The sequence below is a fragment of the Bacillus sp. FSL K6-2944 genome (assembly GCF_038005385.1).
Lineage (GTDB): Bacteria > Bacillota > Bacilli > Bacillales > Bacillaceae_G > Bacillus_A > Bacillus_A cereus.
Genome location: NZ_JBBOTE010000001.1, coordinates 3,349,764 through 3,374,065, shown reverse-complemented (window position 1 = coordinate 3,374,065; position 24,302 = coordinate 3,349,764). Strand labels below are relative to the sequence as shown.

The window sequence follows — 24,302 nt, the reverse complement described above, 5'->3', positions numbered from 1 at the left end:
TTACCTCGTCCCTTTTTGGGAGCGAGGTTTTTTTATTTTTAAAATTAGGAGGGTTCCAAAATGGAAGCACGTTTAAAAGAGCTAAAGCAAAAAGCGTTAGAGCTTATTGAAGAAGCGAAAGAGCTGAAAGGCTTAAACGACGTACGCGTAGCGTATTTAGGAAAAAAAGGTCCAATTACAGAAGTATTACGCGGCATGGGAAAATTATCAGCAGAAGAGCGTCCACGTATGGGAGCATTAGTAAATGAAGTACGTGAAGCGATTCAAACGCGTCTAGACGACAAAATTAGTAACTTAGAAAAAGCAGTAATTGAAGCGAAATTAGCTACTGAAACAATTGATGTTACATTGCCAGGTCGTCCTGTTGAAACAGGTTGTCACCATCCGTTAACGGCTGTTGTTGAGCAAATTGAAGATGTATTCATCGGTATGGGTTATGAAGTAGCTGAAGGAACAGAAGTAGAAAAAGACTACTACAACTTCGAAGCACTAAACTTACCGAAAGATCACCCAGCGCGTGATATGCAAGATACATTCTACATCACAGAAGAAACGTTACTACGTACACATACATCTTCTGTGCAAGCACGTACGATGGAAAATAATAAAGAAAAAGGCCCAATTAAAATTATTTGTCCTGGTAAAGTGTATCGCCGTGATGACGACGATGCGACGCATTCACATCAGTTCATGCAAATTGAAGGTCTTGTAATTGATAAAAACATTCGTATGAGTGACTTAAAAGGTACACTGCAAGTATTCGTGAAAAAGATGTTCGGTGAAGATCGTGAAATCCGTCTTCGTCCAAGTTTCTTCCCATTCACAGAGCCATCTGTAGAGATGGATATTTCTTGTATGATGTGTCATGGCAAAGGCTGCGGCACTTGTAAAGGAACTGGCTGGATTGAAATTCTAGGCGCAGGTATGGTTCACCCGAACGTACTTGAAATGGCTGGTTATGATTCAAAAGAATATCAAGGTTTCGCATTCGGTATGGGCGCAGAGCGTATCGCAATGTTGAAATACGGAGTAGATGACATTCGTCATTTCTATACAAATGATGTACGTTTCTTACAACAATTCAAACGAGCGTAAGGGAAGGAGAGGATAAGTATGTTCGTATCATATCGTTGGTTACAAGAGTATGTAGATATTAAAGATGTAACAGCACAAGAACTAGCAGACAAAATCACGAAAAGTGGTATTGAAGTAGAAGGCGTTGAAGTATTAAATAAAGGTGTAAAAGGTGTTGTAGTTGGTCACGTATTAGAATGTGAAAAACACCCAGAAGCTGATAAATTAAGCAAATGCTTAATCGATATCGGTGAAGAAGAGCCAGTTCAAATTATTTGTGGAGCTGCTAACATTGCAAAAGGTTTAAAAGTACCAGTTGCAAAAGTTGGAGCTGTACTTCCTGGTAACTTCAAAATCAAAAAAGCAAAACTACGCGGTGAAGCTTCTCACGGTATGGTTTGTGCTCTTCAAGAGCTTGGTATTGATGGAAAGTTAGTTTCAAAAGAATACGCAGATGGTATCTTCATCTTCCCAAGTGACGCTGAAGTTGGTGCAGATGCACTTGAAATTTTAAACTTACACGATGAAGTACTTGAGCTTGGCTTAACACCAAACCGTGCAGATTGCTTAAACATGTTAGGTGTTGCTTACGAAGTAGCTGCTATTTATGGCCGCGAAGTAAAGCTTCCAGCTATCGACTTACAAGAAACAGCAGAAAAAACTTCTGATTATATTTCTGTAAGTGTAGAAGCGAAAGAAGAAAACCCATTATACATTGCAAAAATGGTTAAAAACGTAAAGATTGGTCCATCACCAATGTGGATGCAAACTCGTCTTATGGCAGCTGGCATTCGTCCAATTAGCAACGTAGTTGATATTACAAACTACATTTTAATGGAATACGGTCAACCGTTACATGCATTCGATTACGATAAATTAGGTTCAAAAGAAATCGTTGTTCGTCTTGCAAAAGAAGGTGAAAAAATTGAAACGTTAGATGATCAAGAGCGTACATTACAAAGCCACCACCTTGTAATTACAAACGGCACGAAAGCTTTAGCTGTTGCTGGTGTAATGGGCGGGGCGGATTCTGAAGTTACAAATGAGACAGTAAACGTTCTAATTGAGTCTGCATATTTTGCAGGTCAAACAGTACGTCGTACATCAAAAGACTTAGGTCTTCGTAGTGAATCAAGTGCACGTTTCGAAAAAGGAATCGACCCAACACGTACATTTGAAGCAATTCAACACGCAGCTGCTTTAATGGCGAAATATGCTGGCGGTGAAGCACTTGAAGGTGTAGTAGAAGCTGACAACTTACAAGTACAAGAGCGTACAGTATCTGTTACTGCTGAAAAAGTAAACCGTGTATTAGGTACAAATATTTCTGCGAGTGAAATGGGTACAATGTTCACAAACTTGAAATTCCCATTCACAGAAGTAGAAGGAACATTCCACGTGAATGTACCAGCACGTCGTCCTGATATTACAATTTCAGAAGACTTAGTAGAAGAAGTGGGCCGTCTATACGGTTATGACCACATTCCAGTTACATTACCTTCTGGAACGATGACTCGTGGTAAATTAACATCAGCACAAACGAAACGTCGTAAAGTACGCCGCTTCTTAGAGGGTGCTGGTTTATATGAAGCAATCACGTATTCATTAACAAGCGCTGACAAAGCGAAACAATATATGGTTGAGCCAAACGAAAAGGCGCCTGTAGGTCTTGCGCTTCCAATGAGTGAAGAACGTAGCCAACTTCGTTTAAGCTTAGTACCGCAATTACTAGAAGCAGTTTCATACAATGTCGCTCGTAAAAACGACAGCGTTGCTTTATACGAAGTAGGTTCTATCTTCTTACCGACAGAAGAAGGAGAACTTCCGAAAGAAGAACAACATCTTGCAGGTGTTATGACAGGTCTTGCTCTTCACCATGCATGGCAAGGTGAGAAGAAAGTAGTAGACTTCTTCGTTGTGAAAGGTGTACTAGAAGGACTATTCGACGTACTTGGCGTTGCAAACCAAATCACATATGCACCAGCAAAACGCGAAGGTATGCACCCAGGCCGTACAGCTGACATCGTATTAGATGGCGAAGTAATTGGTTTCATCGGTCAATTGCACCCAGAAGCAGAAAAACAATTAGATGTGAAAAATACATTCGTATTTGAATTATCTCTTGTAAAAGTATTCGGTGCAGACGCTGAAGAAACTTACTACGCAGCAATTCCACGTTTCCCATCTATGACACGTGACATGGCTGTTGTAGTAACGAAAGAAACAAAAGCTGGTGAAATGAAGCAAGTCATTGCTGAAGCTGGCGGAGAACTTCTGAAAGACGTAACACTATTCGACTTATACGAAGGTGAAAAAATGGAAGAAGGCAAGAAATCACTTGCATTCTCTATGACTTACTTCGATGCAGAACGTACATTAACAGACGAAGAAGTAACAGAAGCACATAACCGTGTATTAACAGCGGTAGAAGAGAAATTTGGTGCGGAGTTACGTAAGTAATTTATAAATAAAAAGGTTGAGTACCCATTGAAGGGGACTCAACCTTTTTATTTTTAATTACATTGTATCTGTTTTTCGTTCTGTAAATACTTCGGTAGCAACCGTTAAAATGGTGTTTAATGCTACAGGAAATCCGGCATATATAATCATTTGCATCATTACTTCAATGATTTCTTCTTCTGTCCATCCGACGTTTAAAGCTCCGTTTATATAAAATTTCAGTTGTTCAGTATTCCCTAAAGCTGTTAATCCAGCAACGGTCGCAAGTAATCGAGATTTCAAGTCAAGACCTGGTCTGGCAAAAATTTGACCGTAGTTAAATTCTACAGCTAATGTTCCTAAATCAGGTGCAACAGAATCTGCAAGGTTATTTACGATGTTTTGGTAATGTTCAGGAGAGATTTTTGCTAAAATTCCCATCCCTTTTTCATAATTCACACTAGTTTCTTTCATTACATACATCTTCCCTTCTAGTATAATTGGGCATTTTTATAAATGAGATTAGTGTAATACTTATCATGGAAATTCCAAGAATACATACTCCGGTCCACTGCCATTTGCTCCAGACGAGCAGTCCGAAGTAAGAGCCTATAGACCCACCGAGAAATGTTGCCACCATGTATATGCCGTTCAAACTACTTCGTTTCTCAGGATGTAATTGGAAAAGGTGTGCTTGACAAGCTACTTGATTTGCTTGAGTGCCAGCTGTAAGTAAAAGAGCCCCTACAATGAGTCCTGGTAACCAGTACCCTGAAAACAAAAATAGTAAAAAAGAAAAAAATGAAATAGACGTACATAAAGCGTTTGCAAATATGGCTCCTTTTTTATCTATAATGCGCCCGATAATAGGTGTTGCAAATGCTCCTACTATTCCTACTAAACCGATTAATCCAACAGTAGAGCTTCCGTAATGATAAGGATGTGTAGTTAATAAGAAAATAAGTGTAGTCCAAAAAACACTGAAAGCTCCAAATACCATCCCTTGACTTAAACAAGCCTTTCGTAACATTTTCTCTTGCAACAAGAGTGGAATGAAAGAAAAGAGAAGCTTTTTATATTGCATGTGATGAGTCTTATCTCCTTTAGGGAAATACATTTTCACTAATAACATAAGAATGAAAGTACTTATGAAAAAAATCCCATAAACAGTTCGCCATCCGAAGTGAATATCAATGAATCCGCTAATTAATCGAGCTCCTAAAATGCCGCAAACTAGACCGATAGATACATTTCCTAAAATTTGACCTCTATTTTGATCAGTGGCGTATTGAGAGACGAAAGGGATTACAATCTGGGGGATGATTGTAACAAATCCAAGAATAAAATTAGCTGCAATTAGCCAAGTCATATCTGTTGAGAAAGCGGCTAAAGCTAAGTTAATACAAATGAGAGACAATAAAATTAAAATTAATTTTTTTCTCTCAAGTATATCCCCTAAAGGAACTATGAAAAGATTTCCTAATGCATATCCGACTTGGGTTACGGTAGCAACAATACCGATTCTAGTTTCTGAAACATGAAAAGTATGGGCTATGCTTACTAAAAGGGTTTGATTTATATACACGTTTGCTACTGTAAAACCACATATTACCGCCATAAATAAAACAAATCGCTGTGTTAGTTCAAAAGAATGTGTTTCTATATTTTTTATTATCATAAAATTCACCTCCTCGTATATTAATATTTAAGCCCTATTACAGGCTTAGATTTTCTTCTTAATAAGAGCCCTATAAATAAAAATACTTGGACGTCTCAAGATATTTCTAGATAATGATTGTAGGATCATTTGGGACAATTCTTTCACCTCCTGTGGATTTACCACATTTGAAGAGTGTTTCTCAGTGAACGTGCGGGACTCCCTACTCGCAGGCTGAGCAGCCTGCCCCTCGAACCTAGATGATAGTAGCTCTAGGGCGGCTTTCGATTCAGGACTAGCTCTCATACACGAGGTTGTTGGTCGGCGTACACACTAGAGATATCTCGAGACGTCCAAGAAATGATTCTAATATAGAAGGGAGGTCTCTTACATGAGATTATTTGTTGGTTTAGATGTAAGTTCGTTTGATATGAAAGTTTGCTTTTTAAATGGTGATGGAGAAAAACTGGATTCTTTTTCGGTCAGTAATGACCTACCAGGAGCTACTACACTCAAAGAAAAATTATTACAGTGTGTTGCAGGGAAAGAGGTCGACATCCTTAAGATTGGCCTAGAATCCACCTCTGTTTACAGCTTTCATCCTTCTATGTTTCTTCACCATGATATAGATTTACAGCGTTTTGGAGCAAAAGTATTTCTCCTAAACCCAAAGCAAGTCGCAAATTTTAAGAAAAGCTATTCTGACATGAATAAAACCGATGAGATTGATGCCTATGTCATTGCTGATTACTTACGATTTGGCCGCAATCAAATGTCTATCGTAAAAGAAAGCCAGTACGTGGCACTGCAGCAATTAACTCGATCACGATACCAACTTGTCAAAATGTTAACGAAAGAAAAACAACACTTTCTTCAACACCTAAGTTTTAAATGTAATACATTTTCACAAGAGGTGGATACTTCCGTATTTGGTAGCGCCATGACAGAACTATTTCTTGAAAAATTCAGCTTAGAGGAACTAGCTAATATGCCTTTAGAAGAACTCGCTGAGTTCCTACAGGAAAAAAGTCGAAACCGTTTTGGTGATCCAAAATGCGTAGCAGCATCCATTCAAAAAGCTGTGAAAGCTTCTTATCGCTTGGATAAGGTTGTAGAAGATTCAATAGATGTCATCTTAGGTACATCCATCGCAGTCATTCGTACGTTTCAACAGCAAATCAAGGAATTAGAAAAGTCTATTAAAAAAATCATGGCTGGTTTGACCCAAACACTTGAATCTATTCCTGGAGTAGGTCCTGTTTTCGCTGCCGGTATCATTGCTGAAATTGGCCAAATCGAAAGATTTGACGATGAAACAAAAATAGCCAAATACGCTGGATTATACTGGCGAAAGCACCAATCTGGTCGTTTTACAGCTGAAGATACTTCATTATCCCGTACAGGTAATCATTACTTGCGTTATTACTTAGTTGAAGCCGCCAATTCAGTAAGAAAGCATGTATCAGATTATCAAGAGTATTACGTGAAAAAATATAATGAAGTACCAAAACATCAACACAAACGTGCACTCGTTCTAACCGCAAGAAAATTTGTGCGATTGGTGGATGCGCTACTACGTAGCCACCAACTTTTTACGCCTGGAAGGTGTGTGAAAGAATGACATAAATTTTTGTCATCGCTACCTTTCATTATTTTCCAGTAAATTACATTCGTTACTGGTTTAGTTTCGTGATGCCTTTTTTAAACAAATTGACCTTTGGCAACTTTAAACTTTGTTATTTCTCAGTTGACATACTACCGCAGGTCTTTACTCATTAAGATAAAGGTAGGTTTATAATGAAAATAGGAGTGTATTTATACTGGTATAAAAACTACCACTAATAAAGGGGAATATTATATGTTAAGCGATGCAGATAGAAGGAAGGAACTAGCAGATTTTTTGAAAAGCCGCCGAGCTAGGTTGACTCCTGAGCAATTTAATTTACCAATTGGTCAGCGAAGAAAAACAAAAGGATTAAGACGGGAAGAAGTTGCACAATTAACTGGAATTGGATTGACATGGTATACATGGTTAGAACAAGGGCGTGATATCCAAGTTTCTCAAGAAGTTATAGAGTCAATTTCTCGTGTGTTTCGGTTGGAGGGAGAAGAAAGAAATCATTTGATTTTATTGGCAAATCTTTCACTACCTTCTCAAATAAGGAAGCCGATTGCTGGACATATAAATGGGGTTTTAGAGGGGTTACTAGATCAATTACAATTTTGTCCTGCTTATGTAATTGATGAAAAACTTAACATTGTTCATTGGAATAAGGCTGCTAGTGTTGTATTTGGTGATTTTGGTGAAATGGATGAGAGAAATCGAAATGCGGTTTGGCGTTGTTTTACATCAAAAGAATACCGTAAACTATTTGAAAACTGGGAAAATCATGCACAACGTTTAATTGCACAGTTCCGTGCTACATATACACAATTTATTGGGGATGAGTGGTTTAAAAATGTGATTGAGGAACTTACGGAAAGAAGTAGCGAATTTCGTATGTGGTGGTCAAATCATGAAGTGCAAGGAACACCTATTGGTCGGAAAGTACTTTTACATCCTGCCATAGGGACGTTGGTCATGGATCATGTTACACTCCAGGTTTATGATGCACCTGAATTAAAGCTTACAATTTATCAGCCACGTATAGAGGAAGATACAAAAATGAAGATGAAAGAATTATTAAAAGGAAATTAGGATAATACAGTAGGGAATTAATCTCTCATGGAAATCGTTTAAATATATGTTGTTGAAAAAAGAAAAATACTGATATATTTTCCGACATCTTGCATCTTTCTCTCGAATGTAGTACATTAATTTTAGTTTAACAAAATGAAAGACGATGATAAGGAAAAGTAGTATATACTATAATCCAAAGCGAGTCAGGGACGGTGAGAGCCTGATGAGGCGGTATATGTGAAGAACACCTTGGAGTTGCTAACCGAAATTGAATCTCGTATTCAAGAGTAGACTTAGACGGGAATCCGGCCTGTTACAAACCGGGAAGTATGTATTACATACGAGTTAAAGTTGGTCTTTATGACAAATTGGGTGGTACCGCGAAGTTTAACCTTTCGTCCCTTTATGGATGAAAGGTTTTTTTGTATTTAAATATATGAGCAAAGGAGAATTTCACTATGGAAAACACATTAGTAAAAAGTCTGTATAGAGATACAGAAAAGTATGCAGATCAAACAGTACAAGTATCAGGGTGGATTCGTAACTTACGTGATTCAAAAGCATTTGGTTTCATCGAATTAAACGACGGTAGCTTCTTCAAAAGCGTTCAAATCGTTTTCGATACAGAATTAGAGAACTTCAAAGAAATTGCAAAACTTCCACTTAGCTCTTCAGTTAAAGTAGAAGGTAAAGTAATTGCAACGCCTGGAGCGAAGCAACCATTTGAAATTAAAGCAGAAAAAATTGATATCGAGGGCTTATCAGATTCTGATTACCCACTTCAAAAGAAACGTCATACATTTGAATACTTACGTACAATCGCTCACTTACGTCCAAGAACAAATGCATTCTCTGCAACGTTCCGCGTACGTTCTATCGCAGCATTTGCGATTCACCAATTCTTCCAAGAGCGTGGATTCGTACATGTTCATACACCTATCATCACTGGTAGTGATACAGAAGGTGCTGGCGAAATGTTCCGCGTAACAACGCAAGATTTAAATAACCTACCAAAAGGTGAAGACGGAAAAGTTGATGAGTCAAAAGACTTCTTCGGTAAAGAAACAAACCTAACAGTAAGTGGACAGCTGAACGCTGAAGCTTATGCATTAGCATTCCGTGATGTATACACATTCGGACCTACATTCCGTGCAGAAAACTCAAACACAACTCGCCACGCTGCTGAGTTCTGGATGGTTGAGCCTGAGATTGCATTCGCGGAACTAGGGGATGTAATGAACCTTACAGAAGATATGCTGAAATATGCAATGAAATACGTATTAGAGCATGCACCAGAAGAAATGGAATTCTTCAACAGCTTCGTTGATAAAACAGTTCTTGAGCGCATGAACAACGTAATTAACTCAGACTTCGGTCGCATCACTTATACAGAAGCAATTAAAGTACTTCAAGAATCAGGTGCTGACTTCAAATACCCAGTAGAATGGGGAATTGACTTACAAACAGAGCACGAAAGATACTTATCAGAACAAATCTTCAAACGCCCTGTATTCGTAACTGACTATCCGAAAGACATTAAAGCATTCTACATGCGTTTGAATGAAGACGGTAAAACAGTAGCTGCTACTGACCTTCTAGTTCCTGGCATCGGCGAATTAATCGGCGGAAGTCAACGTGAAGAAAGAATGGACGTTTTAGTAGACAGAATTAAAGAATTAGGTATGAACGAAGAGGACTACTGGTGGTACTTAGAACTTAGAAAATACGGCGGTACAAAACACGCTGGATTCGGTCTAGGTTTCGAGCGCTTCCTAATGTACATCACTGGCATGGCTAACATCCGTGACGTAATTCCATTCCCAAGAACTCCAGGTTCTTCTGAGTTTTAAGATATAAAAAAAGCGAGAGCAACTGCTCTCGCTTTTTTTATTGAGAAAGGTTGTAATTGCAACCTGAACTTTATAAAGTATTTCACGACTAGAAAAGATGTTGTTCATAGTTCAATTCCCACTTCATATATAAGTAAAACGAATGCGACATTTATATAGGGAAGAGGTTTTTATACAATGGGGGAAATTCCAAGTCATACAAAGTGGACATTGCGTGACAAGTATATAGTAATCACTGGTGCAACAAGTGGTATTGGATTAGCGGCAGCTAAGATGTTTGCAAAAAGCGGTGCTAAGCTAGGAATCATTGCACGTAATGAAGCAAAAGCGAATGATGTTATGACTCAACTTGAAAATATAACGGATGGGAATGCAGTGGTAGATATATTTTTCGCTGATATGTCTTCCCAACAATCTATACGCCAGGTAGCTACCGATATTTTAGAAAGATGTCCGAGAATTGATATATTAGTAAATAATGCGGGTGCTTTATTTCAAACAAGACAAATTACAGAGGACGGTTTGGAGATGACCTGGGCGGTAAACCATTTAGGTCCATTCTTACTTACAAATTTGTTGTTGGAGCGTTTAAAAGAAAGTGCTCCTGCTCGCGTCATTACCACTGCATCTCACGGTCATAAAATGGCTAAAAAGGGAATTGATTTCGATGATCTAGATGCAGAACAACTGTATCGCGGTATTAAGAAGTTCATGGGCGGTCCTACAATGCGTTATGCACAAACAAAACTAGCTAACATTTTATTCACCTCTGAATTGGCACAGCGGTTGGAGGGAACGGGTGTTAGTGCTTATAGCTTTGACCCGGGGCTAGTGAATACAAATTTTAACCAGGATAATGGTCTAGCTGCTCGCTTAACTATGGCAGCAATGAAACCTTTCTCCCGTACGCCGGAGAAAGGTGCTGAAACTTTAGTATGGCTAGCAGAATCAACTGGATTTACTAATCAGAGTGGTTATTACTATGCCGATAAACAAGTAGGGGAAATGTCTGAAGCTGCCTTGGATAAGGATGCAGCAAAGCGGCTATGGGACATAAGCGAAAACCAAACACGAGAGTAAAAGAGTAGCGAGTATATGTTCAGATTATTATGTTGAATAGTTTTTTACCCTTAAGTAAAAAGTAACCTTGGGGGTGAGTGCAATGAGTAAAAAAGTGAAAAAAGACCATTCAAGATCAATCCTAGGTTCTCCAGAAGTGGAAGGACAAGGGACAACAAAACATGAAACGGGTTCTCATAAAGTATCTTCATCAAATAAGAAGCAGAAACGAAGCTAATATAAAAAAGGGAGAGTCTTGGCGGCTCTCCTTTTTTATAGGGGAATTACTAAAAATGAGTTAATTTAGCGATATAGTTAGAAGAGGAAAATAGTAAATGCAATTACATTGAATCGAGAACACATGAAACAAAAAACAGGAGTTTGTAGGCTCCTGTTTTTGTCGATACTATCTTAATAAGCGAAGCGCCTTCTCCGTATTAGCGAAATGCAGTTTCACAAACTCAGGTAATCGTTCTTTACCAAGCTTTTGAATTAATTTAGCAGCAGCGATATCAACTTGTTTACCAGCACCTTTTGGAAGTGGCATACCAGCTTTTTTACTTAGTTCGTCAAACTGTTTTACGAATGAGTAGCGAGCTAAAATGGAAGCGGCGGCAACAGCTAAATGAACACTTTCACCTTTCGTAGCGAAGTAAACATTTTCACGCTGTACCTGTTTTTGTTTTGCTAAATATTTATAGTATGTATCAGGTTGTGTGAATTGATCGATTAAGACGCCTTCAGGTTTTGTAGGTGCCATTTTAGCTAATAAGTTTGTAATAGCTTTATTGTGTAGTAAAGCTTTTAACTTACCTTGGTTGTTTCCTTTATCAAATAGCTCGTTATATTTTTCGTTATGAAGGACAAGAGAGCTATAAGGAACAACGTGTAGAAGTTGTTTCGCAATGGCAGTAATTTGATCGTCATTTAAGTTTTTAGAGTCTTTTACACCAAGTTCTTTTAGTAGTGGAATTTGCTTTGCATCCACATATACAGCAACGACTGTCATCGGTCCGAAGAAATCACCAGTACCAACTTCATCAGACCCTACAATAGACATTGTACCGATGGAAGCAGGCGGTGCATAACGGTGTGAATCAACAGATTTTTTTGCAGCTGTTTTCGGTGTTTGAGAGACAGTTTGCCAACGAGAAGCTTCTGCTTCAGCGCGGCCTCCTTGGAACATTACTTTTCCAGATTTATACGCTGTAATCGTGCAAGATGGTACCTTTGCCATGAAGATCCCGCCTTGCGGAGTTTTCGGGCTAAGCGAATGTTTATATTGTTGTTTCATGTCTTCAATTACTGTAGAATTTGTTTGAATTACGATAGAATTTGACATAATGGTCGCCCCTTTTTTTATATTGTTATTTTTATCATATCGGATTGTTCTTTCTGTTTCCATATTATGAAGGTTCATGGTATGATAAACTTTAGGATTCTGTACGTGATTGGAGGCCGGTGAGTTGTCACAACAAAAGGGAAAGAAAAGTCGAATTAATGTAGAAATCTATGGTCAGCAATATTCAGTTGTTGGCGATGAAAGTACAAGTCATATCCGCATGGTAGCAGCGATTGTGGATGATAAAATGCGCGAACTCAATGCCAAGAATCCTTCGCTTGACACGAGTAGACTAGCGGTATTGACGGCGGTAAACGTCATACACGATTACATAAAATTAAAAGAAGAACATGAGAAATTGAAAGAAAGTATGACAAAAAAAGGAATGGAATAACATGATTGATATTATTATCATTTTACTGCTTGTTATGGGATTTTTCCTCGGCTTACGCAGAGGGTTTATTCTGCAACTTGTAAAGTTAACAAGCTTTATTATCGCATACCTTGTTGCATACTGGTACTGTAAAGATTTAGCGCCAGCACTTGCGAAATTTATTCCGTATCCATTTGATAAAAACGTATCTGTTCCAGAATGGATTGATGCAAATAATATTGAGACAGTATTTTATCAAGCGCTTGCGTTTATCATATTGTTTATTATCACTAAAATTGCACTTTCATTACTTGGTAATTTGTTAAATATGTTTGCAGAAATACCGGTTTTAAAGCAAGTAAATGCGTTTGCGGGGGCAATCCTCGGATTTTTAGAAGTATATATTATTTTGTTTGTCTTAATTATCATTGGAAATATTCTTCCGATTGAACAAGTACAAACACCATTACAAAAATCATCAATTAGCAAAATAATTGTAGACGATACACCGATTCTATCTGAAAAGGTGAAGGAACTATGGCAGACAGGTAGCAGAGTATAACTTCTCTTTTTTCGGAAAGAGAAGTTTTTTTCTATGAAAGAAAGGCGGGGCAATGATGAAAGTAAATAAAAAACAAGTGATCAAATTATTAGAGACAATCGGGCTTTTTATGGAACTAAAGGGTGCGAATCCATTTAAAATATCTGCATTTCGTAAAGCGGCAGCAGCATTAGAAAGTGACGATCGTAGTCTTTCTGAAATTGAAGATTTCACAAAGATTCCAGGAATCGGAAAAGGAACAGCAGCCGTTATACAAGAATATATAGAATCGGGAACATCTGAAGTATTACAAGAACTTGAAAAAGAAGTACCAAGTAGCTTATTGCCGTTATTAAAACTACCAGGTCTTGGTGGTAAAAAGGTGGCTAAGTTATATAAAGAGCTAGGCGTTATTGATATGGAGACGTTAAAAGCTGCTTGTGAGGAAAATAAAGTACAAGCTTTAGCTGGTTTCGGTAAGAAGACAGAAGAGAAAATATTAGAAGCAATCGATCAAGTAGGCTCTCGTCCAGAGCGTTTACCAATTGCGATGGTATTGCCTATTGCCGGGGAAATAGAGGAGAAATTGTCGAATATTGCTGAAGTAATTCGTTTCTCTTGCGCTGGTAGTTTGCGCCGTGTTCGTGAAACAGTGAAAGATTTAGATTTTATCATTGCAACGACAGAACCAGCAGCGGTACGTGAGCATTTACTACAATTTGATAATATGATTGAAGTAATAGCAAGTGGAGATACGAAAGTTTCTGTCCGTCTTCAATATGAATATGATATTTCAATTGATTTCCGTTTAGTAAAACCAGAAGAGTTTATTACAACTCTTCACCATTTCACAGGATCAAAAGATCATAACGTAAAAATGCGTCAAATCGCAAAAGATAAAGGCGAGAAAATTAGTGAGTACGGTGTAGAGAACTTGGAAACAGGTGAAGTGAAAACATTTGAGACTGAAGAAGACTTCTTTGCTCATTTCGGTTTGCCATTTATTCCGCCAGAAGTGCGTGAAGATGGAAAAGAAATTGAATTAATTAAAGAGTATCCGAACTTAATTCAGTTTTCCGATATACAAGGTGATTTACATATGCATACAACTTGGAGTGACGGTGCTTTTTCTATTGAAGAAATGGTACAAGCGTGCCGTGCTCGTGGATATAAGTTTATGGCGATTACTGATCACTCGCAATACTTAAAAGTGGCGAACGGTTTAACGAAAGAGCGTCTTCGTGAGCAAGCGAAAGAAATTGAACGTATGAATGAAAAGTATCCAGACATTACAATTTTACGCGGAATTGAAATGGACATTTTACCAGATGCCTCGCTTGATTTTGATGATGAAGTATTAGCAGAATTAGATTATGTCATTGGAGCGATTCACTCTAGCTTCTCACAAGACCGTGAAACGATTATGAAGCGTCTACGTACTGCACTTGAGAATAAACATGTCACAATGATTGCCCATCCTACAGGACGTCTTCTCGGGCGTCGTGAGGGTTATGATGTAGATACAGATTTATTAATTGAACTAGCAAAAGAGACAAATACAGTTTTAGAATTAAATGCGAATCCGAACCGTCTAGATTTAAGCGCGAAATTATTAAAACAAGCACAAGATGCTGGTGTGAAAGTAGCGATTAATACGGATGCTCATACGCTTGAAATGTTAGAAGATATGGAAACAGGTGTAGCAGCAGCACGTAAAGGTTGGATTCAAAAAGATAACGTGATTAACACGTGGGATATTGAACGTTTATTAGACTATATTAAACGTAATAAGTAATACAAGGGGGACCTGCAACATGTTAGAAAGAACGTTGCGTGTATTAGAATACAATAAAGTAAAAGAACAATTACTTGAACATACAGCATCTTCACTTGGTCGTGACAAAGTGAAGCATTTAGTGCCGAGCACTGATTTTGAAGAAATTGTAGAAATGCAAGATACAACGGATGAAGCAGCGAAAGTTATTCGTTTAAAAGGTAGTGCACCATTAGGTGGTATTACGGATATTCGCTCAAATGTGAAGCGTGCAAAAATTGGGAGTATGTTAAGTCCAAATGAATTACTTGATATTGCAAATACGATGTATGGTAGTCGTAATATGAAACGCTTCATTGAAGATATGGCTGATAACGGTGTCGAGCTTCCGATTTTAGAAACTCACGTCGCTCAAATTGTATCTTTATATGATTTAGAAAAGAAAATTACAAATTGCATCGGTGACGGCGGTGAAGTAGTCGATAGCGCAAGTGATAAACTGCGTGGTATTCGTACTCAAATTCGTACTGCGGAAAGTCGTATTCGTGAAAAGTTAGAAAATATGACGCGCTCTTCAAACGCGCAAAAGATGCTGTCTGATTCGATTGTAACGATTCGTAACGAACGTTACGTAATCCCAGTAAAACAAGAATATCGCGGCGTATATGGTGGTATTGTTCACGATCAATCGGCTTCTGGACAAACGTTATTTATTGAGCCACAAGTCATTGTAGAATTAAATAATGCACTGCAAGAAGCACGTGTGAAAGAAAAACAAGAAATCGAACGCATCTTATTAATGTTAACAGAAGAAGTGGCAGTAGAAGCGGATATCGTTTTATCAAACGTAGAAGTAGTTGCAAATCTTGATTTCATCTTTGCGAAAGCTTTTTATGCGAAGCGAATTAAAGCGACAAAGCCGATTGTAAATAACGAGCGTTACATGGACTTAAGACAAGCACGCCATCCGCTTATCGATCCAGAAATAATCGTGCCAAATAACATTATGTTAGGTAAAGATTTCACGACAATTGTTATTACAGGACCGAATACAGGTGGTAAAACAGTTACGCTGAAAACAGTTGGTATTTGTGTGTTAATGGCGCAATCTGGCCTTCACATTCCAGTAATGGATGAGTCAGAGATTTGTGTATTCAAAAATATCTTTGCTGATATCGGTGATGAGCAATCGATTGAACAGAGTTTAAGTACGTTCTCCTCACATATGGTGAACATCGTTGATATTTTAGAAAAAGCTGATTTTGAAAGCTTAGTTTTATTCGATGAATTAGGTGCTGGAACAGACCCACAGGAAGGGGCTGCACTTGCCATTTCAATTTTAGATGAAGTATGTAATCGCGGTGCTCGCGTTGTTGCAACGACGCATTATCCAGAATTAAAAGCATACGGATATAACCGTGAGCAAGTTATTAATGCGAGTGTTGAGTTTGATGTAAATACATTAAGTCCAACTTATAAATTATTAATCGGTGTACCAGGCCGTAGTAATGCCTTTGAAATTTCGAAACGTCTTGGATTATCTGATCGCGTTATTGAGCAAGCACGCAATCACATTAGTACAGATACGAATAAAATTGAAAATATGATTGCGAAGTTAGAAGAAAGCCAGAAGAACGCAGAGCGTGACTGGAAAGAAGCAGAAGCGCTTCGCAAACAATCTGAAAAACTGCATCGTGAATTACAACGTCAAATCATTGAATTTAACGAAGATCGTGATGAACGATTATTAAAAGCGCAAAAAGAAGGAGAAGAAAAAGTCGAAGCTGCAAAGAAAGAAGCAGAAGGCATTATTCAAGAACTTCGTCAATTGCGTAAAGCACAGCTTGCAAATGTGAAAGACCACGAGCTAATTGAAGCGAAGAGTCGTCTAGAAGGCGCAGCGCCAGAGCTTGTTAAGAAACAAAAAGTAAATGTGAAAAACACTGCACCGAAACAACAGTTACGTGCAGGTGATGAAGTGAAAGTATTAACGTTCGGTCAAAAAGGTCAACTACTTGAAAAAGTAAGCGATACAGAGTGGAGCGTACAAATCGGTATTCTGAAGATGAAAGTGAAAGAATCTAATATGGAATACATTAACACACCGAAGCAAACAGAGAAAAAAGCAGTTGCAACGGTAAAAGGTAGAGACTATCACGTTTCATTAGAACTTGATCTTCGTGGTGAACGATTTGAAAATGCAATGGCGCGCGTTGAGAAATACTTAGACGATGCCCAGCTTGCAAGCTATCCTCGCGTATCAATCATTCACGGTAAAGGGACAGGAGCACTTCGCCAAGGTGTACAAGATTACTTGAAGAAGCATCGCGGTGTAAAAACCTTCCGTTACGGTGACATGGGCGAGGGAGGCCTAGGCGTAACAGTTGTCGAATTAAAATAGAAAACAACGAAACAAAGGGGAAACCATTATATGTTTATGGACAAACTTGCAAAAGTATTGTTAGCTTGTTGTGGAATATTTTTGGTGATTGGGGTTATTTATTTAGTTGTTTTTGCGAAGTGAAAAAGCGTCAATCGTGGCAGAATGATATTGCCATAGATTGACGCTTTTAATATATGTGAAAAGGAATAGAACATGAAAATCAACCAATACATAAGCGAAGCAAAATTATGCTCCAGACGTGAAACAGATCGTCTCATTAAAGCTGGACGCGTGGCTATTAACGGCGAAATATGTACGCACGGTGCACTCGTAAGCGATGGTGATAGGGTAACGATTGATGGGCAAGTTATTGTAAAAGAAGAGAAAGAAAAAGTGTATATCGCATTTCATAAACCAGTCGGAATTACTTGTACAGCAGCCGATCATATTGAAGATAATATTATTGATTATATCAATTACCCAGAGCGAATCTTTCCAGTTGGGCGATTAGATAAAGCATCAGAAGGACTTATTTTATTAACGAATGACGGCGGCATTGCGAATCAAATTTTACATGGTGATCATGAGCACGAGAAAGAATATGTTGTCACAGTCGATAAACCTTTTACGGACTGGTTTATTGATGAGATGTCCCGCGGTGTAAAGATTAAAGATGGAATGACGAAGCCGTGCAAAGTGACAAGAGTCGATCAATCAACATTTCGTATCGTTTTAACGCAAGGAATGAACAGGCAAATTCGTAGAATGAGTCGTGCTTTCGGATTTACTGTAATAAAGCTAAAGCGAGTACGCATTATGAATATAGAGCTAAATGAGCTTGAAGTTGGAAAGTGGCGGAGCGTTACAGCTGAAGAGTTAGAAATTTTAATAGGGCAGTTATAGGGAGGAAAAATTTTCTCCCTATATTTTTTTGTCAGAAAAAATAAAACTATTGATTTTTTAAAAAATAGCCCATATAATAAAAAACAACAAGTTTCGACAAGATATTTTATAAAAGTAATGATGAGGACATGAGTTGTATTTTACGATTCTCAGAGAGGGAAGCCTTAGGCTGTGAGCTTCCTAATACGAAAAGACAAGCTTACCACCTCTAAACTTCAAGAGTGAACTGCATACATGATGCATTGTAATTCTTGGCGGATAAAACCGTTATCAATTTACACGAGCTATAAAATGAGCTTATTTCGTTATAAATTCATTTTATTAGAATAAGGGTGGAACCACGATTTCAACACTCGTCCCTTTATTAGGGACGGGTGTTTTTTGCGTTCTTTTACGGGGAAGTATGCTTGAAAGAGGATATGTGACGGATTTTAATTCAGAATATTTTGTTAATTTATTATTTTAGGAGGTTAGTAGAAATGAAATCATCTTTAAAGTTTTCAGAGATGTTTGCAATAAGTTTAATGTTATTTGCACTGTTTTTTGGTGCGGGTAATATGATTTTTCCACCAGCATTAGGACAAGGCGCTGGAACAGACGTATGGATTGCGTTGTTTGGTTTTATCGTAACAGGCGTTGGACTACCTTTATTAGGAGTAATTGTTATAGCTTTAAAGGGAGATATTAATGAGCTAGCAGGACGTGTACATCCTATATTCGCACTTGTTTTTATCACTGCAATTTATTTATGTTTAGGCGTATTCGTAAGTGTGCCGCGTACAGGAACAGTAGCTTATGAGATGAGTGTTGCACCGTTTTTACCAAGTGAGATAGCTGGTCAGTCATATCCACTTGTTATCTTTACACTTATTTTCTTTGCAGTCACTTTCTATTTAGCTTTAAATCCTTCGAAATTAGTGGGTCGTATTGGTAAAGTGCTAACTCCAATACTATTAGCTGTTATTGCAATTATCGTAGGTAAAGCACTTATTACACCAATTGGAGAATTTGGTGCACCGACAGAAGCGTATAGTGCTCCTCTCTTTAAAGGATTTATTGATGGATATTTAACTTTAGATGGACTTGCGGCACTGGTATTCGGAAATGTTGTAATTCATGCGTTAAAAGAAAAAGGCATTACAAATAAAAACAGTATTGCAAAAGTAACAATCTTTGCAGGATTTATTGCAGCGCTTGGTCTACTACTTGTGTATTTAGCACTTGCTTATCTTGGAGCTTCTAGTGTGTCACTTGGAATGGGCGCAAACGGAGGAATTATTTTAACAAATGTCGTGAATCATTTATTTGGTAGCTACGGAACTTTATTACTAGGGATCGCAATTACAGCAGCATGTTTAACAACTTCTGTAGGTATTGTTGCAGCTTGTGGTGATTACTTCTCTTCTTTATTACCAAAGCTTTCTTATCAAAAAGTCGTTTTCATTTTCTGTGTATTAGCATTTATGGTAGCAAACCTTGGGTTAACTCAGTTAAATGCATTAGCATTACCAATCTTAATTGCAATTTATCCAATTGGAATCGTACTTATCGTATTATCACTTGTTGAAAACTACGTTCGTCTTCCATTAGCGATGTATGTGGGCGGGATTGTAGGAGCATTTGCAATAAGTTTCTTTGATGGGTTACACAATGCAAACCTTCAAATTGCAGCGCTAGCACCTATTTTAGATAAGATTCCATTATATAGTGTAGGAATTGGTTGGTTAGTTCCAGGTATAATCGGTATAGGATTTGGTTATATAGTTTCTAAGTTTCAAAAGCAGGAAATTGCTGTAGAAAAATAGAGAAAAGAGGCTTTCTATAATAGAAAGTCTCTTTTTTTGTAAAAAAAGCCGCATATAGAGAAATTTAGATATTAAAAATTTTATACGTAATATAGTTGACAAAAAATTTATGAGTAGGCTAAGATTGACTTAGTTGTGGAAATATTGGAAGGGAAGTGAGGGAAACGGGGTTTCTATAACTATAGTGTTGTTATGGGAAGAGGTGAAAGAAGAGGAGAAGAGAAAGTTTATTTTTTTTGACTTACATTGAGAATGATAATCAATAAATACGTTTTATAATTTTTTCTCAGTTTCTATGCCTTCGTATAAGGAATAGGGTGAGATATTATTTTTAATATTAAATGAGAATGATAATCAATAATGCTTATGTTACATAAAAGAATGCTAATTAAATAATAGGTAGAAGAGATTATTTTTTTCTTATTAATTGAGAATAATTATCATTTTCGGAAAAAGTGAAATGAAAGATAACCAAGGAGGAAACAAAAAAAATGAAAAAGGTTTCTGTATTACCCGCTTTTATTATAACGTTCGTATGTATGCTAGCTTTTCTTGTAATGCCATACGGGAATGCTTCAGCAAAACTAGCTGATGGTACTTACGATATTAATTACGTAATTCAAAAAGCGGAAAATGATTCAGCTTCAATGGCAAATGACTATTTTGAAAAGCCGGCAAAATTAATAGTGAAAAACGGTGAGATGAGAGTACAAGTTCCGATGAATCATAGTGCTTGGATTACAGAATTTAAAGCACCAGAGAACGGAAATTTTGTTGATGCGAAAGTTGTTAATAAAGATGAATCGGCAGATAAAAGAACAGTAGAGTTTAAAGTAGATGATTTATCCAAACCGGCAGCTGTAAAAATTCATGTTGTTGTACCAAGTGCAAACTATGACCACCACTACACAATTCGTTTTGCTTTTGATGCAAATGTAAAAGCTGTAGGTGGCGATAATGGCGTAGCTGCTACAACAAAAAATAATGATCAAGCGAAAACAGATACACAAGTAAAAGAAGAGAAAACAAAAGTAGAGAGTAAGGAAACAGCTAAAGAAGTGAATAAAGAAACAAAAAATGAAAATGGAAAAGCTGAAAAAACAGATAACCCAAAAACAGGCGATGAAGCACGTATTGGATTGTTTGCAGTGTTAATTCTTATTTCAGGTGCTTTCTTAATTCGTAAAGTGAAATTGAGTAAATAAATCTTTTGAAGGGTGATGAATATATGTTTAAACAATTTAAAATGATTATTGCCGTATTTGCTGTTTTATTTACATTTATCGCAACACTAGGTTTACAAGATGCAAAGGCTGCTACAAAACTAGCTGATGGAAAATATAATATTGCTTTTACTGTATGGAAAGGCGATAAAGATGAATCGTCTAGAATGAATAGTTATTTTGAAAGCCCAGCAACATTAACAGTTAAAAATGGAAAACAATATGTTTCATTTAAAGTGAAAGATAGTGCTTCTATTAAAAGTTTCCAAGTAGAAAAAGATGGTCAATTTGTAGAAACAACCGTGTTAAGTGAAAACAAAAAAGATAATACTAGAGTTGTAGAATTTGAAGTTGCTGACTTGTCAAAAAAACTAAATGGCAAGGTGAAAATTAATATTCCAATTATTAATTATAATGCTTCGTATGATATTCGCTTTGTATTTGATGGGAACAGTATTAAATAATTTTCAAAAGGGAGAGTCGTTCCATTGAACAGGTATACAAAAATTATTGTTGCTATGTTTTTAATGATATTTACATTCGTATCAACATTACAACCACTTGCAGTTCAAGCAGCTACCAAGTTGGCTGACGGTGAATATTCAATTGGCTTCAAAGTTTTAAAAGATACATCAGATGAAGAATCGATGATGAATCAATATTCAGTAAGTCCGGGAACTTTAAAAGTGAAGGATGGGAAAAAGAAAGTATCCTTTACATTAACAAATAGTTCATGGATTACGAAATTTGAAACAGAAAAAGCAGGTAAGCTAGTTGCGACAAATGTAATTAGTGAAGATAAAGAAAAAGATACAAGAGTAGTAGAATTTGATGTAGAAGATGTAGAGAAGGTATTAAATGCAAAAGTAAAAGTAGATATTGATTTTTTAAATTATCATCATGAGTACGACGTTCGTATTGCATTTGATCAAAATAGCATTACACCAATTCATGTAGAAAAACCAAATGAAAAAGAGGACCCAGCTAATAAGCCAGATCCAAATGAAACTACCGATCCAGGTCAGAAGCCCGACCAAAAGCCTGACCCAGATCAACAACCAAATTCTAACACAATTACAGATGGTGCGTACAGCATTCCATTTAAAGTGTTAAAAGATCAAACAGATGAAGAATCTAAGATGAATAGTTACATGGTAAATCCAGGAGTATTAAAAGTAGAAAACGGTAAGAAAAAAGCAATTGTAACACTAAAAAGTAGCTCATTAATTAAAAATTTCCAAACGGAAAAAGATGGCGCATTTGTTGATGCAAAAGTAGTGAGTGAGGATAAGGAAAAAGATACAAGAGTAGTAGAGTTTGAAGTAAACGATTTATCTAAAAAACTAAATACAAAAGTATTTATCGAAATGGCATCAAGAAATTATAAGCAAATGCATGATGTACAACTTTTATTTGAACAAGATAAACTTGAACAAATTAAAAATGAAGAGAAACAACCAGAAGTAGAAAAACCGGAAGCAGAAAAACCGGAAGCAGAAAAACCAGAAGTAGAAAAACCAGAAGTAGAAAAACCAGATGAAAATAAAAAACCAGATGCTGAAACAATTAAAGATGGTGAATACAGCATCAATTTTAAGGCATTAAAAGATCAAACAGACGAAATTTCAATGATGAACACATATACAAAAAGTCCAGGTGTGCTAAAAGTAAAAGATGGTAAGAAGTATGTATCATTTACGTTAACGAACAGTTCTTGGATTACAAAATTTGAATTTGAGAAAAATAGTTCGTTTGTTGATGCAAATGTAATAAGTGAAGATAAAAAAACTGATACACGCGTAGTGGAAGTAGAAGTACCAGATTTATCGAAAAAGTTAAATGCAAAAGTAAAAGTAGATATCGATTCAATGAATTATCACCATTTTTACGATATTCAATTTGCATTTGATAAAGGTAGCATTAAGTCGTTAGATAACCAAGGTGAAAACAACAACCAAGGTGGAAATGATAACCAAGATAATAACACAACAATTGATCCAAAAGCTCTTAAAGATGGTGAATACAGAATTGGCTTTAAAGTGTTAAAAGATCAAACAGATGAAATCTCAATGATGAACACATACACAAAAAGCCCAGGTGTATTAAAAGTAAAAGATGGTAAGAAATACGTATCGTTTACATTAACAAATAGTACATGGATTACGAAATTTGAATTTGAGAAAAATGGTTCTTTCGTTAATGCAAAAGTGTTAAGTGAAAATAAAGAACAAAATACAAGAGTAGTAGAAGTAGAAGTAAACGATTTGTCTAAAAAATTAAATGCAAAAGTAAAAGTAGATATTGATTCAATGAATTATCACCATTTTTATGATGTTCAATTTGTATTTGATCAAGACAGTATTAAAGCCTTAGGGAACCAAGGCGGAAACGACAACCAAGGCGGAAACGACAACCAAGGCGGAAACGACAACCAAGGCGGAAACGACAACCAAGACGGAAACAACAACCAAGGCGGAAACAACAACCAAGGTGGAAATAATAACCCGAAAGTAATAGTTGATCCGAAAAATTTAGTAGATGGCCAATATGATATTACATTTAAAGTATTAAAAGATAAAACAGATGAGATTTCAAAGATGAATGACTATGTTGTAAATCCAGCGAAATTAATCGTAAAAGATGGTAAAAAATATATTGAGATGACGCTGAAAAATAGTGCGTGGATTACGAAATTCCAAACGGAAAACAATGAACTATTCGCTGATGCGAAAGTAGTAAGCGAAGATAAAAATGTAAATACGCGAGTAGTACAGTTTGAAGTAGAAGATCTATTTAAAAAATTAAACGCAAAAGTAAAGGTAGACATCGATGAGATGAACTACCATCATTTCTACGATGTGCAAATTCAATTTGATACAAATAATATCGGCGCGTTAGGAACTCTTAAAGAGGAACCGAAAAATGAACCGAAAAATCCAGTGACTACACCGAAAGTAGATAATGTAAAAACAGTAGGTACTCCTGATTTTAACCGAAATGCAGATGGTCAGAAGAAAAAAGAAGATACAAAAAATGATTCGAAAAAAGAGAAAAACTCAAAAACTGCAGATACAGCACAACTTGGTTTATATATGGTGTTACTGCTAGGTTCACTTGCTTTACTAGTTCGTAAATATAGAGCAGGTAGATTGTAATTTTTGGAGTCTTGATGCATATTCGCGTGCATCAAGACTTGTTT

19 protein-coding genes and 3 other annotated features (1 of these 22 only partly in view) are annotated in these 24,302 nt (G+C 36.8%); of the genes, 16 read left to right on the top strand and 3 right to left on the bottom strand.

What is annotated here, in order from left to right; translation table 11 throughout:
- Window positions 1-16: a binding site (T-box leader), on the top strand; it begins 213 nt to the left of the window's first position.
- A 44-nt stretch (window positions 17-60) separates the two neighbouring features.
- A complete protein-coding gene (gene pheS, locus MHH55_RS17140) occupies window positions 61-1,095 on the top strand; it encodes a phenylalanine--tRNA ligase subunit alpha (RefSeq protein ID WP_000388219.1) in 1,035 nt (344 codons plus the stop codon).
- A gap of 18 nt (window positions 1,096-1,113) precedes the next feature.
- On the top strand, window positions 1,114-3,534 hold the full coding sequence (gene pheT, locus MHH55_RS17135) for a phenylalanine--tRNA ligase subunit beta (protein WP_078187112.1): 2,421 nt from the start codon (window positions 1,114-1,116) through the stop codon (window positions 3,532-3,534).
- Window positions 3,535-3,591: 57 nt separating this feature from the next.
- Here the strand turns inward: pheT and MHH55_RS17130 are convergent, their stop codons facing one another.
- Both MHH55_RS17130 and MHH55_RS17125 read right to left on the bottom strand, forming a co-directional pair.
- Window positions 3,592-3,987, bottom strand: a complete 396-nt coding sequence (locus tag MHH55_RS17130; protein WP_078187115.1) for a carboxymuconolactone decarboxylase family protein — start codon at window positions 3,985-3,987, stop codon at window positions 3,592-3,594.
- Window positions 3,974-5,191: an MFS transporter gene (locus MHH55_RS17125; protein ID WP_078187111.1), complete on the bottom strand. Its 1,218-nt coding sequence runs from the start codon at window positions 5,189-5,191 to the stop codon at window positions 3,974-3,976. Before MHH55_RS17125 ends, MHH55_RS17130 begins: the two co-directional genes overlap by 14 nt.
- A 370-nt stretch (window positions 5,192-5,561) precedes the next feature.
- Between MHH55_RS17125 and MHH55_RS17120 the strand changes: the two genes are divergently transcribed.
- The 5 genes from MHH55_RS17120 (at window position 5,562) to MHH55_RS17100 (ending at window position 10,997) form a co-directional block, all read left to right on the top strand.
- Window positions 5,562-6,791, top strand: a complete 1,230-nt coding sequence (locus MHH55_RS17120; protein ID WP_340880302.1) for an IS110 family transposase — start codon at window positions 5,562-5,564, stop codon at window positions 6,789-6,791.
- Window positions 6,792-7,028: 237 nt separating this feature from the next.
- Entirely contained in the window at window positions 7,029-7,868 is an 840-nt protein-coding gene (locus tag MHH55_RS17115; protein ID WP_048656150.1) for a helix-turn-helix transcriptional regulator, read from the top strand.
- A 136-nt stretch (window positions 7,869-8,004) separates the two neighbouring features.
- Window positions 8,005-8,256: a binding site (T-box leader), on the top strand.
- A 52-nt stretch (window positions 8,257-8,308) separates the two neighbouring features.
- Window positions 8,309-9,700: an asparagine--tRNA ligase gene (gene asnS, locus MHH55_RS17110; protein WP_078187371.1), complete on the top strand. Its 1,392-nt coding sequence runs from the start codon at window positions 8,309-8,311 to the stop codon at window positions 9,698-9,700.
- 177 nt (window positions 9,701-9,877) lie between these two features.
- Window positions 9,878-10,780, top strand: coding sequence for an SDR family oxidoreductase (locus MHH55_RS17105; RefSeq protein WP_078187372.1), 903 nt, complete (start codon window positions 9,878-9,880; stop codon window positions 10,778-10,780).
- 82 nt (window positions 10,781-10,862) lie between these two features.
- A complete protein-coding gene (locus tag MHH55_RS17100; protein ID WP_078187373.1) occupies window positions 10,863-10,997 on the top strand; it encodes a YuzL family protein in 135 nt (44 codons plus the stop codon).
- A 168-nt stretch (window positions 10,998-11,165) separates the two neighbouring features.
- On the opposite strand, the gene rnhC is transcribed toward MHH55_RS17100, so the two are convergent.
- A complete protein-coding gene (rnhC, locus tag MHH55_RS17095; protein WP_000071587.1) occupies window positions 11,166-12,101 on the bottom strand; it encodes a ribonuclease HIII in 936 nt (311 codons plus the stop codon).
- Window positions 12,102-12,225: 124 nt separating this feature from the next.
- Here rnhC and zapA point away from each other — a divergent pair, with 124 nt between their 5' ends.
- The 9 genes from zapA to MHH55_RS17050 all read left to right on the top strand — a co-directional run bounded on the left by zapA (window position 12,226) and on the right by MHH55_RS17050 (window position 24,258).
- The gene (gene zapA / locus MHH55_RS17090; protein ID WP_000082701.1) at window positions 12,226-12,495 is read left to right on the top strand and encodes a cell division protein ZapA; all 270 of its coding nucleotides are present in this window, start codon (window positions 12,226-12,228) and stop codon (window positions 12,493-12,495) included.
- A 1-nt stretch (window position 12,496) separates the two neighbouring features.
- Window positions 12,497-13,036 carry a CvpA family protein gene (locus MHH55_RS17085; RefSeq protein ID WP_000565409.1) on the top strand — a complete coding sequence of 180 codons (540 nt, stop codon included), beginning with the start codon at window positions 12,497-12,499 and terminating at the stop codon, window positions 13,034-13,036.
- 55 nt (window positions 13,037-13,091) lie between these two features.
- The gene (polX, locus tag MHH55_RS17080; protein ID WP_078187374.1) at window positions 13,092-14,810 is read left to right on the top strand and encodes a DNA polymerase/3'-5' exonuclease PolX; all 1,719 of its coding nucleotides are present in this window, start codon (window positions 13,092-13,094) and stop codon (window positions 14,808-14,810) included.
- Window positions 14,811-14,829: 19 nt separating this feature from the next.
- Entirely contained in the window at window positions 14,830-17,190 is a 2,361-nt protein-coding gene (locus MHH55_RS17075; protein ID WP_078187375.1) for an endonuclease MutS2, read from the top strand.
- Window positions 17,191-17,385: 195 nt separating this feature from the next.
- The gene (locus MHH55_RS17070) at window positions 17,386-18,075 is read left to right on the top strand and encodes a 23S rRNA pseudouridine(2604) synthase RluF (RefSeq protein WP_000700716.1); all 690 of its coding nucleotides are present in this window, start codon (window positions 17,386-17,388) and stop codon (window positions 18,073-18,075) included.
- Between the two features lie 108 nt (window positions 18,076-18,183).
- Window positions 18,184-18,439 (top strand) — a binding site (T-box leader).
- 115 nt (window positions 18,440-18,554) lie between these two features.
- Window positions 18,555-19,880: a branched-chain amino acid transport system II carrier protein BrnQ6 gene (brnQ6, locus tag MHH55_RS17065; RefSeq protein ID WP_000842650.1), complete on the top strand. Its 1,326-nt coding sequence runs from the start codon at window positions 18,555-18,557 to the stop codon at window positions 19,878-19,880.
- Between the two features lie 491 nt (window positions 19,881-20,371).
- Complete coding sequence (gene isdC / locus MHH55_RS17060) at window positions 20,372-21,085, top strand: heme uptake protein IsdC (protein WP_000757944.1); 714 nt, start codon at window positions 20,372-20,374, stop codon at window positions 21,083-21,085.
- A gap of 23 nt (window positions 21,086-21,108) precedes the next feature.
- Window positions 21,109-21,567: an NEAT domain-containing protein gene (locus MHH55_RS17055; protein ID WP_000476164.1), complete on the top strand. Its 459-nt coding sequence runs from the start codon at window positions 21,109-21,111 to the stop codon at window positions 21,565-21,567.
- Window positions 21,568-21,591: 24 nt separating this feature from the next.
- A complete protein-coding gene (locus tag MHH55_RS17050; protein ID WP_173602390.1) occupies window positions 21,592-24,258 on the top strand; it encodes an NEAT domain-containing protein in 2,667 nt (888 codons plus the stop codon).
- The last annotated feature ends 44 nt before the right edge of the window (window positions 24,259-24,302 follow it).